Genomic DNA, 10,695 nt, shown 5'->3' with positions numbered 1-10,695 from the left:
GCGGGGGCGCGGGGGTAGGGACGTTACGTCATCGGCGGGTGACGTCGTGGCTGGTCGCGCCCACGCGGCGGAGCCGCAAATTCAGCAGAGCCCCGCGCCCCTTCGGGGCACGGACGGGCTGAGAGTCACCGTCCGGTCGCACCAGCGTCCCAGCAGCGTCCGGTCGTGGCTCACCGACAACAGTCCCGCGCCCGTCTCCTCCCGGTACCGTTCCACCACCCCCACCAGCGCGGCCGTCGTCGACGCGTCCAGCATCGCCGTCATCTCGTCACAGACGAGCCAGCGCGGCCGGAGCGACAACGCCCTGGCCAGGCAGGCGCGTTGGAGCTGGCCGTCGCTGACCTCGTGCGGGCGGCGGTCCAGCAGGTCCGGCGAGAGGCCGACCGTGCGGGCCAAGTCCCGTACTCTCTCGGCCGCTTCCGCCTTCCGTCCCGTCGCGCGCAGGGGTTCGGCCACGAGGTCGGCCAGGCGCAGTCGTGGGTCGGCGGACAGGCGGGGCTGCTGGAAGACGACGCCGATGGCGGTGCGCTGTTCGCGCGGGGCACGGTGGCGCCAGCCGCGGACGGGGGTGCCGTCGATGACGACCGTGCCCGCGTCCGGGCGGTGCAGCAGTGCGGCCACACGGGCGAGCGTGGACTTGCCGCAGCCGCTGGGGCCGAGCAGGCCGACGGCCTCGCCGTCGCCCACGGTCAGGGACACGTCGCGGACGACCGGCGCGCGCCGGTCGTATCCGGCGGTGATCCGGGACAGTTCAAGCATCGGCGGCCTCCCGCTGCCGGGGGTGGTGGCAGGCCACGCCGTCCGTGACCGCCGGGACCGCCTCGCAGGCGGACGTCGCGTCCGTGCAGCGGGCGGCGAAGGCGCAGCCGGCGGGCAGGTCGCCGAGTTCCGGGGGCATGCCGGGGATGGGCGTGAACGCGCGCTCCGGCAGGGCGTCCAGCAGTCCTCGCGCATAGGGATGACGAGGGCCGGGCGTGCCGAAGAAGGCGGTGGCGTCGGCGAGTTCGACGATGCGGCCCGCGTACATCACCGCGACGCGGTCCGCGATGCGCTCGGCCGCCGCGAGGTCGTGCGTGATCATCAGGAGGGCTCGGCCGTCCGCGTCCGCGTGGCGGCGCAGTTCGTCGACCGTGCGGTCGACGAGGTCGCGGTCGAGGCCGGTGGTCGGCTCGTCGGCGAGCAGCAGCGGTGCGTCGCCGACGAGGGCGAGGGCGGTGGCCGCGCGCTGGGCGAGGCCGCCCGAGAGCTGGTGCGGGTAGCGGTCGAGGTGGTCGGCAGGGAACGCCGCCCGTTCGGCGGCGGTCTCGGCCGCGGCCCGCAGCCCGGGCCTGCGGGTGCCGGTCAGCTCCCGCACGGTCTCCTCCAGCTGCGCGCGCACGGTGCGCACGGGGGTGAGGTGTGCGGACGGGCTCTGCGGTACGAGCCCGATGCGCCGGCCGCGTACCGTGCGGGCGAGCGTGCGCTCGTCGGCGGCGAGCAGGTCGAGCCCGTCGACGAAGGCCTGTCCGGTGGTCTCGGCGTTGCCCGGCAGCAGCCCCAGCAGGGCCGAGGCGAGGACGGACTTGCCGCAGCCGCTCTCCCCCACCAGCACCAGGCACTCCCCCGGCCGGAGGTCGAAGGATGCATCGGTGACGGCGGCGACATGCCGGCCGCCGCGCATGCGGAAGCGTACGGAGAGGCCGCGGACGGACAGGACGGGGCCGTCGACGGGCCCGTCGGCCGGAAGCGGGGTCACAGCGTCAGCTCCGATCGCCGTCGTGGGTTCAGCCGTTCCCGCCAGGCACCGGCCAGGACGGCGATCGCCAGGGTCGGGACGATGATGAACAGGCCGGGGAAGAGCGTCGGCCACCAGTCGCCCGCGAGCAGGGAGCCGCGTGCGCTCTGCACCATCGCGCCGAGGCTGGCCCGGTGCGCGGGCAGGCCGAGCCCGAGGAAGGACAGCGCGGACTCGTGCCAGATGGCGTGCGGGACCATCAGGACCGCCGCCAGTCCCGCCTGCGGCAGCACGCCCGGCAGCAGATGCCGGACCAGGACGCGCCGGCGGGACGCGCCGCCCGAGACGGCCGCGTCGATGTACGGGCGGGAGCGCAGCGAGAGCACCTCGGCGCGCACGATCCGCGCGGTGGACAGCCAGTGGGTGAGCGCGACGGACGCGATCACCGGCCAGACGCCGGGGCGGAACATGGCCACGACGAAGACGCCGAGCAGCAGGTGCGGCACCGAGGAGAAGAGGTCCACGATCCGCATCACCACGCGGTCCGCCCAGCCGCCCAGGGCTCCGGCCAGCGCGCCGACCGCGGTGCCGATGACGGTGGCGGCGAGGGCGGCGACGACGCCGACGAGCAGGGAGACCCGCAGCCCGTAGACGCAGCGCAGCAGCAGGTCGCGGCCGACCTCGTCGGTGCCGAAGGGGTGGGACCAGGACGGGGGCAGCAGCTTGGCGCCCAGGTCGACGGCCTGTTCGTCCAGCGGAACGGCCAGGGGCACCAGGAGTGCCGCCGCCACGACCGCCGCGAGGAGGGCGGCGGAGACGCGGACGCCCGTCGCGCGGCCGGTGCGCCATACGGTCTCAGCCATCGAACCCCACCCTCGGGTCGGCCAGTCCGTACAGCAGGTCGGACAGCAGGTTGCCGGCGAGGACGGCCGCCGTGGCGAGCACCGTGAGGGCGGCCAGCAGCGGGAAGTCGACGCTCGTGGCGGCCTCCACGGTGGCGGAGGCGATGCCGGGCCAGCTGAAGACGGTCTCCACCAGCAGTGCCCCGGTGATCAGTTCGGGTACCCGCGAGCCGACGAGCGTGAGGACCGGCAGCAGTCCGGAGCGCAGGGCATGGCCGAGGAGGACGGTGCGCTCGCGCAGGCCGCGGGCCCGTGCGCCGCGGACGGGGTCCTCCGTGAGCGCGTCGCCGACGCCCTGGCGCACGTAGAGCACGAACCACGGGAGCTGGGTGACGGCGAGGACGGCGGCCGGGAGCACCAGGTGCGAGGCGACCTGCCCGGCCGTGATGGTGTCGCTTCCGGTGTCGGTGAGGCCTCCGGCCGGGAGCGCGCCGAGCCGGAGGGCGAAGAACCAGATCGCCAGCAGGCCCAGCCAGAAGGGGGGTGCGGCTTCGAGGACGTACGAGAGCGAAGTAACGGCCCGGTCGAACCGGCCGCCGCGCCGCCGGCCGGCGAGCACGCCGAGTGCGGTGCCGAGTATCACGGCCAGGGCGAAGGCAACGCCGCACAACAGGGCGGACCAGCCGATGCGTTCGGCGATGGCCTGGGCCACCGGCTGCCGCAGGGAGGCGGACCGGCCGAGGTCGCCGTGGAGGGCGGCGGTGAGCCAGTCCCACCAGCGGGCGGTGAACGGCCGGTCGGCGCCGAGGTTCTCGCGCAGCTGCGCGAGGACTTCCTGCCCGGCGCCGAGTCCGGAGGACCCGGCGTAGGCCTTGGCCGGGTCGAAGGGGGAGGCGGCGGCGACGGCGAAGACGCCGAAGGTCACGACGGCGAGCACGGGGACGGCGGCCAGCAGCCGCCGTCCTGCCATGCGGGCCATCGGCCCCCAGGGGACGGTGGTGCGGGCGGTCACTTCTTCGGCTGCCAGGCCTCGACGTTCCACCAGGGCCCGGCACCGAGGCCGTGGTCGTGCGGCTCGACCTGCGTGGTGAGGTCCTTCCAGCCGTCCTTCATCACGTAGAGGTGGTCGACGTGGGTGAGGAAGGTGTAGCCGGGGTCCTCGGCGAGGCCGCGCTGGACCTTGTCGTAGGCGGCCTTGCGGGCGTCCTTGTCCCCGCTGCGCCGGCCTTCTTCGAGGGCCTTGTCGACGTCGGCGTTGCGGTAGGCGGCCATGTTGTTGAAGCCGTCGAGGGCGAGGGAGGAGTGCAGCAGGTTGTAGAGGTCGAAGTCCGGGTCGGCGGGGTTGCCGCCGCCCGCGAGGACGGCGTCGTCCTTCATGCGCGGCTCGATGACCTCCCAAGTGCCGCTCTGCACCTCGACCTTGATGCCCGCCTTTTTGGCGTCGGAGGCGAAGGCGAGGGCGTGCTCCTGCCGGAGCTTGTCGCCCGCGGGGGACCAGAGGGTGAACGTGGCGCGCTGCCCGTCCTTGCTGCGGATGCCGTCGTCGCCGGGCTTCCAGCCCGCCTCGTCCAGCAACTGCTTCGCCTTGTCGAGGTCATGGGGGCGCTCGGTGCCCTTGGCGAACCACTCGCTGTCGGTGGGGACGGGCCCGTGGCCGGCCCGGCCCGCGCCGTCGAGCAGCTTGTCGACCATGGCCTTGCGGTCGACGGCGAGATCGAGGGCCCGGCGCACGGCGGGGTCGCCGGTGACCTTGCCGGCCGTCGGCAGGGTCACGCCGCGGAAGTCGGTGGTCCGGGCGGTGAGGGTGACCTTGGAACTGTCGCCCTTGAAGCCCTTGGCGAGGTTGGGCGGCAGGATGGCGCCGTCGAGGTCGCCGGAGCGCAGCCGGGTGGCGCGGACATCGTCGTCCTTGATGATCGCCATGGTGAGCTTCTCGACCTTCGGCCTGCCGCCCCAGTAACCGGGGTTGGCCTTGAAAGTGAGCTTCTCGCCCTTGCTCCAGCCGGTGAGGATGTACGGACCGGTGCCGATCGGGGCGGTGTTGAAGGAGCCGGTGTTGACGTCCTGGCCCTTGGCCGCGTGCTCGGGGACGACCGGGAGGACGGTGCGCTCGGCGAAGGGCGCGTAGGGGTACTTGAGGCGGAAGACGACGGTGTCGTCGCCGTCGGCGGAGACCTGGTCGATGGCCTCGAGTTCGCCCTTGGCGGCGTTGTTGGTCTTCTCGTCCAGGATGGTCCGGTAGGTGAAGACCACGTCCGCGGCGGAGAACGGCTTGCCGTCGCTGAAGGTGACGCCCTTGCGGAGCCGGTAGGTGTAGGTGCGGCCGTCGTCGGTGACGGCCGGCAGCTCCGCGGCGAGGGCGGGCCGGAGCCTCATGTCCGCGTCGCGGCGCAGCAGGCCGTCGAAGATCTTGGAGTTGCCGTCCTTGCCGTAGCCGAGGAGGGGGCTGAGCGTGTCGGGCTCGTTGGCGAGCCCGACGACGAGGGAGTCCCCGGCCGCGCCGCCGCTCCCGCCGGGGGCCGAGCAGGCGGTTGCGGCGCCTGCCACGAGTACAGCTGCTGTGGCCGTGGCGGCCACTCCCCGTATGGAACGGGCCGTCATGCCCACACCCCTGATCAAGATCAACCGTAATTGCGAACCAATCGCAATTAAAGCGTATGCAAAAGTGTGGTCATGGCCGGGGGGTCGGAACGTGCGGGCCGGATGTGGCTGGTCGCGCAGTTCCCCGCAGACAAGGCCTAGTACGGCGTCCCGTCCGCGAAGTCCTTCTTGAACGTCGTCTCGATGCCGTTCAGCACGTCCGGGCTGTTGACGATCAGGCCCAGCTCGCGGTTGTTGTTGAGCGAGTTGTCGGAGAAGTTCTCCGAACCCGCGAAGACCTTGGCCGTGTCGGTGCCGTAGTCGGCGACGATCGCCTTGGCGTGGATGTAGAGGCCCTCGGTCGAGGAGAACGTGACGACCTTGCCGCCCGCCTCCTTGACCTGGTCGAAGTAGCTGCCGTAGCTGTCGGGCTTCATGCCGACCACGCGGACGGTGACGCCGCGGTTCTCCGCCGCCACGATCGCGTCGACCAGGTTGCTGTCGCCGAACTCGAGCTCCTGGACGTCGAGGGTGTGCTGGGCGCCGTTGATCAGCGCCAGCAGGCGGTCCTCCGAGTCGGTGGGCGACCAGACGAGGTGGTCGCCGTCGGAGGGGGTGACCGCGGTCTTCGCGTAGTCCGCCGCGAAGACCTTCTCTATCGCGCTCACATCGGCGGCGTCGGTGTCGAAGACGCCGTAGTCGCGACTGCTCGTGTAGTACGTCGAGTCCAGATTGCCCGTCAGGATCAGGGACTTGGCGCCGTCCACGGTGATGGTCTTCTGGTGCGTGAAGACGTACTCGGACGAGGAGTACACCACGCCCACGCCCGCCGACTTGAGGGCCTTGTACGCCGCGCCGTTCTTCGCGGTGCGCTTGGCGTCGAGGATGACACGGACCTTCACGCCGGCCTTCTTCTTGCTCACCAGCGTGTTGACGACCTTGCTGTCGCTCAGTTCGTACATCGTCAGGTCCACCGACTTGGTGGCCGAGCCGAGGAAGTCGTAGACGGCGGAGTGGTCCTGGTCGGGGAAGACCAGCAGGGAGGACGCGGGGGCGGCCTGGGCAACGCCGGGGGCCGCCAGGGCGGTTATCGAGGACAGCAGCAAGGCGCCTGCCGAGAGGGCGGCCTGACGAGCAGGGTGGGCTGAGGGCATGCCGGACTCCGGTCGTGTGCATGGGCAGTGGGGGGCTTGCGGGGCGCCCGGGGGCGCGCACGGCCCATGATGCGACCGGCGGAGTTTACGCGGGTAGATGCCGGAGGTTAATTTTTGGCATTGCCACGACAAGCGTTCCCTCTGCAATCCCCCAAGTCTCCCGGACCCCTCAACTCCCCGGCGGCGCAGTGGAATCGCGCACTACCAGTTGCGGCGTCACGTCCTCCACCCGGCGGGCCGGGCCGCCGGCGAGGAGGGCGACGAGCTCCTCGGCCGCGTGCCGGCCGAAGGCCGCGGTGTCGCGGGCGAGTGCGGTGAGCGCGGGGTGGGTGCTGCGGCAGAGCACGGAGTCGTCCCAGGCGACGATGGACAGCCCGCCGGGTACGGGCACGCCGCGCTCGGCGGCGACGGCCAGACCGGCCACGGCCATGACGTCGTTGTCGTAGACGAGCGCGGTCGGCGGCCGCGGCGCGGCCAGCACCCGGCGGGTGGCCTCGGCGCCCTCGGTGTCGGAGTAGTCGGTGGTCACCGACCGCACCTCGGGCAGGCCGCGGCGCTCGGCCTCGGCCCGCAGGCCGGCCATCCGGCGCCGGGTGTGGGCGAGTTCGGGCAGGCCCGCGATGTGCGTGATACGGCGGTGGCCGAGCGCGTGGAGGTGGCCGACGACGGAGGCCATCGCCCCGGTGTCGTCGGCCCAGAGGGTGGAGATCGCGCCGTGGTCGGGCAGTGGCCGTCCGGCGTCGTCCGGTGCGCCGATGATGACGGCGGGCAGGCCGAGTTCGTCCAGCAGCGCGGGGCGGGGGTCGGCCGCGCGCGGGTCGACGACGAGCACGCCGTCCACGCGGTGCTCGGCCCACCAGCGGCGGTGGACCGCGCACTCCGCCCCGATGTCCTCAACGACCTGGAACAGCAGCCCCAGGCCGTGGGCCGAGAGAACCTCCTGCACCCCGGAGACGAGCCGGAGGAAGAACGACTCGCCGCCCAGTGTGCGGGCGGGCCGCGCCAGGACGAGCCCGACGGTGGCGGCGCCCTCGCCGGACAGGGCCCTGGCAGCGGCACTCGGCTGCCAGCCGAGCTGTTCGGCGACGCGGCGCACCCGCGTGCGGGTCGCCTCGGAGACCCCCGGGCGGCCGTTGAGGGCGAAGGAGACCGCGCTCTCGGAGACGCCCGCACGACGGGCGATGTCCTTGATCGTCGGGCGTCGGGCCGGCGTACGGCGCATGGCTGCTGCTGTCCTCCTGATGCGCTCGCTGAAGCCCTGGACGGGTCATACTAAAGCGCATTAGCCGTCGGCGGAAGTATTGACGCAACTCCCCTTCCGGGTGCACCTTTTGACGGCACCTCCCGGCCCGTTCACCGGATCGAAGGAGCCCCGCCGGCCATGTCCGCATCCCGCAGAGCCGTCCCCGCCGCCGCAGTTCTCCTGGCCTCCGCCCTGATGCTCGCCGCCTGCGGATCCGGTGGCGGCGGAGGCGGGTCCGACGCGGACGGCAAGGTCGCGGGCAGCATCACCTTCCAGACCTGGAATCTGCGGGCCAATTTCAAGGGCTATTTCGACGGCCTGGTCAAGGAGTTCGAGCAGGCACACCCGGGCGTCACGGTCCGCTGGCTGGACCGGCCGGCGGAGAACTATGCGGAGAAACTCGGTGCCGACGCGGCCGGCGGCACCCTGCCGGACGTCGTGAACGTCTCGCCCGACCTCGCCTATCCCCTCGCCAAGGCGGGACTTCTCGTCGACCTGGACCGGGAGAAGACCTCGGCGGCCTTCAAGGGGGAATACACGCCCGAGGCGTGGAAGGGCAACGAACTGCCCGGACTCGGCGGCACGTACGCCTTCCCGTGGTACCTCAACACCGGTCCGCTCTTCTACAACAAGGAGCTCTTCCAGCGGGCCGGCCTGGACCCCGGGAAGCCGCCGAAGAGCTATGCCGAGCTGTTCGACTGTGCCGACCGGATCTCCCGGCAGTCGGACGGGAGGATCGCGACGCTGGCGAGCAGTCCGACCATCGAGGACTTCGGCCGCTACGGGGTCCGGCTCACCGATGACGACGCCACGGCCTTCACCTACAACGAGCCGAAGGGCGTCGAACTCCTCACCCGCTACCGGGAGCTGTACCGCAACGGCGGGCTCGACCCGCAGGCGCTGAACAGCACGCCGGAAAGGGCGGGCCAGAAATTCCTGGAGCAGAAGGTCGCCATCAATCCCGGCAGCGCCCATGACCTCGGCACGTTCAAGCAGAACGCCCCGAGTCTCTACCGCAATCTGGGCATCACCGACGCCCCCAACAACACCGGAAAGCCCAACATGTACGTCATGGGCCTCGCGGTGGGGCAGCACAGCAAGCACAAGGCGGCGGCCATTGCGTTCGCGCACTTCGTCACCGACCGCAAGAACCAGGAGGAGTTCGCCCACAAAGTGGCGGTCTTCCCGAGTACGAAGGGTTCGCTGGAGGACCCGTACTGGACACGGGACGACGGCACCGACGAGGGGCGGGTCCGGGTGGCCTCCGCGAAGATGCTGAAGGGCGCGGTGAATTACACGCCCGTCGTGATGAGCGACGAGATGAAGACGATTCTGAAGAACGAGGTCGCCAAGGCGCTCCAGGGAAAGAAGTCTCCACAGCAGGCGCTCGACGACGCCGTGGCGCAGAGCAACAAGCTGCTCAAGCAGAGCTGACCACCATGCCCGTGAAGTCGAAGGTCCGCACCCACCGGGCCGTCAGCCCCTGGCTCTTCCTGCTGCCCGGCCTCGCCATCGTCGCCGCCTTCAGCCTCTACCCCTTCCTCACCACCCTCGGCAAGGCGTTCACCGACGCGCGCACCCTCGCTCCCGGCCGGTGGACCGGGCTGGAGAACTTCCGGGACATGCTCCAGGACGAGCAGTTCTGGGTGGCCCTGCGCAACAGCGCCCTGTACGTCGTGCTGGTGGTGCCGTTCACGGTCCTGCTGCCGCTGCTGCTCGCGCTGCTGGTGCAGAAGCAGCTCCCCGGCGTCGCGTTCTTCCGCTCGGCCTTCTACACGCCGGTCGTGGCCTCCGTCGTCGTGGTGGCCCTCATCTGGGTGTGGATGCTCGACGACCGCGGACTGGTCAACGGCCTGCTGCAACTGTTCGGTGCGGGACCGGTCGACTTCCTCGGCAGTTCCTGGCTGTTGCTGTTCAGTGCCATGGCACTGACGGTGTGGAAGGGCCTCGGCTACTACATGGTCGTCTATCTCGCGGCGCTCGCCAATGTGCCCCGCGAACTGCACGAGGCCGCCGCCGTCGACGGGGCCGGGGCGCTGCGCCGGTTCGTCAGCATCACCGTCCCCGCCGTCCGCCCGACCATGGTGCTGGTCGGTGCGCTGTCGTCCGTGGCGGCGTTCAAGGTGTTCTCGGAGGTGTACCTGATGGCCGGGCCGACCGGCGGTCCGGCCGGTCAGGACACCACTCTGGTGATGCTGGTGCAGCGCACCGGCACCGGCCTCAACGGTCGCACCGGCTACTCGTCCGCTCTCTCCCTCGTCGTCTTCGCGGTCACGCTGGTGCTGATGCTGCTGGTGCTGCGCGCCGACCGCAGGGAGGAACGCGTATGAGGCACCGGATGCCCGGCTGGGAAAAGGTGCTGCGCTATCTGCTCATGCTCGCCGTACTGGCCGTCGCCGTCGGCCCGTTCGTCTGGCAGCTGTCCACCTCGCTCAAGGGCACCACCGAGGACATCTACACCTCTCCCCCGCGCTTCCTGCCCGCGCACCCCACCCTGCACAACTACGCCGAGGTCGCGGACATCATCCCGGTCTGGGACTACGCCCTGAACTCACTGAAGGTGGCGGTCGCCAGTGTGCTGACGAATCTCGTCGGCGCCTCCATGGCCGGGTACGCGCTCGCGCGGCTGCGCTTCCGGGGCCGCAGGGTCGCGGGGCTCGCGTTCGTCATGGCGCTGCTGGTGCCCGTCGAGTCGGTCCTCGTCGCCCAGTTCACCATGGTCCGCGACCTGCACCTCAACAACACCCTCACCGCCGTCGTCCTCCCGGGCTCCGTCGGGGCGCTCAACGTGCTGCTGATGCGCAACGCGTTCGCCGCCCTGCCGTACGAGACCGAGGAGGCGGCCGTCATCGACGGCGCGAACGTGTGGCAGCGGTTCGTGCGGATCGCCCTGCCGTCGGTGCGGGGGACGCTCGCGGTTGTCGCGATCTTCGCCTTCATGGGGGCGTGGGACGACTTCCTGTGGCCGCTGGTCGTCCTCTCCGATCCCGACCGCTTCACCCTGACCGTCGGGCTGAACTTCCTGCACGGCACGTTCCAGCAGAACCCCCGGCTGGTGGCCGCCGGAACCGTCATCGCGGTCGCGCCGCTGCTGGCGATGTTCGCCTGCCTCCAGCGGTACTTCTTCCGCGGCGTCGGCGAAGGCGCCGTCAAAGGCTGACC

General features: G+C 71.3%; 10 protein-coding genes. 3 read left to right on the top strand and 7 right to left on the bottom strand.

Going from position 1 to position 10,695, the window contains the following annotated elements; genetic code table 11:
* Positions 1 to 81 precede the first annotated feature (81 nt).
* The 7 genes from HG542_RS30530 to HG542_RS30500 form a co-directional block, all read right to left on the bottom strand.
* Positions 82 to 759 (bottom strand): ABC transporter ATP-binding protein, encoded by a 678-nt coding sequence (locus HG542_RS30530; RefSeq protein WP_171087152.1) that lies wholly within the window; start codon positions 757 to 759, stop codon positions 82 to 84.
* On the bottom strand, positions 752 to 1,660 hold the full coding sequence (locus HG542_RS30525) for an ABC transporter ATP-binding protein (protein ID WP_171087165.1): 909 nt from the start codon (positions 1,658 to 1,660) through the stop codon (positions 752 to 754). The genes HG542_RS30530 and HG542_RS30525 overlap by 8 nt, the downstream gene beginning before the upstream one ends.
* 71 nt (positions 1,661 to 1,731) lie before the next feature.
* The gene (locus HG542_RS30520) at positions 1,732 to 2,577 is read right to left on the bottom strand and encodes an ABC transporter permease (RefSeq protein WP_171087150.1); all 846 of its coding nucleotides are present in this window, start codon (positions 2,575 to 2,577) and stop codon (positions 1,732 to 1,734) included.
* Entirely contained in the window at positions 2,570 to 3,535 is a 966-nt protein-coding gene (locus HG542_RS30515) for an ABC transporter permease (protein ID WP_171087167.1), read from the bottom strand. The genes HG542_RS30520 and HG542_RS30515 overlap by 8 nt, the downstream gene beginning before the upstream one ends.
* 29 nt (positions 3,536 to 3,564) lie before the next feature.
* Positions 3,565 to 5,157: an ABC transporter substrate-binding protein gene (locus tag HG542_RS30510; RefSeq protein ID WP_171087148.1), complete on the bottom strand. Its 1,593-nt coding sequence runs from the start codon at positions 5,155 to 5,157 to the stop codon at positions 3,565 to 3,567.
* Positions 5,158 to 5,294: 137 nt separating this feature from the next.
* Positions 5,295 to 6,290: a phospholipase D-like domain-containing protein gene (locus HG542_RS30505; protein WP_171087146.1), complete on the bottom strand. Its 996-nt coding sequence runs from the start codon at positions 6,288 to 6,290 to the stop codon at positions 5,295 to 5,297.
* 169 nt (positions 6,291 to 6,459) lie between these two features.
* Complete coding sequence (locus HG542_RS30500) at positions 6,460 to 7,512, bottom strand: LacI family DNA-binding transcriptional regulator (RefSeq protein WP_171087144.1); 1,053 nt, start codon at positions 7,510 to 7,512, stop codon at positions 6,460 to 6,462.
* 159 nt (positions 7,513 to 7,671) lie between these two features.
* Here HG542_RS30500 and HG542_RS30495 point away from each other — a divergent pair, with 159 nt between their 5' ends.
* Genes HG542_RS30495 through HG542_RS30485 form a run of 3 tightly spaced genes read left to right on the top strand, consistent with a single transcriptional unit; the run spans position 7,672 to position 10,693 of the window.
* Positions 7,672 to 8,967, top strand: coding sequence for an ABC transporter substrate-binding protein (locus HG542_RS30495; protein ID WP_171087142.1), 1,296 nt, complete (start codon positions 7,672 to 7,674; stop codon positions 8,965 to 8,967).
* 5 nt (positions 8,968 to 8,972) lie between these two features.
* Positions 8,973 to 9,863, top strand: a complete 891-nt coding sequence (locus HG542_RS30490; RefSeq protein WP_171087139.1) for a carbohydrate ABC transporter permease — start codon at positions 8,973 to 8,975, stop codon at positions 9,861 to 9,863.
* Positions 9,860 to 10,693, top strand: coding sequence for a carbohydrate ABC transporter permease (locus HG542_RS30485; RefSeq protein WP_171087137.1), 834 nt, complete (start codon positions 9,860 to 9,862; stop codon positions 10,691 to 10,693). Before HG542_RS30490 ends, HG542_RS30485 begins: the two co-directional genes overlap by 4 nt.
* Positions 10,694 to 10,695 lie beyond the last annotated feature (2 nt).

It is taken from the genome of Streptomyces morookaense (assembly GCF_013030945.1).
Classification (GTDB): domain Bacteria; phylum Actinomycetota; class Actinomycetes; order Streptomycetales; family Streptomycetaceae; genus Streptomyces; species Streptomyces morookaensis.
Note: the sequence above shows the minus strand (reverse complement) of the source record. Positions and strands in the feature narration are given on the sequence as shown.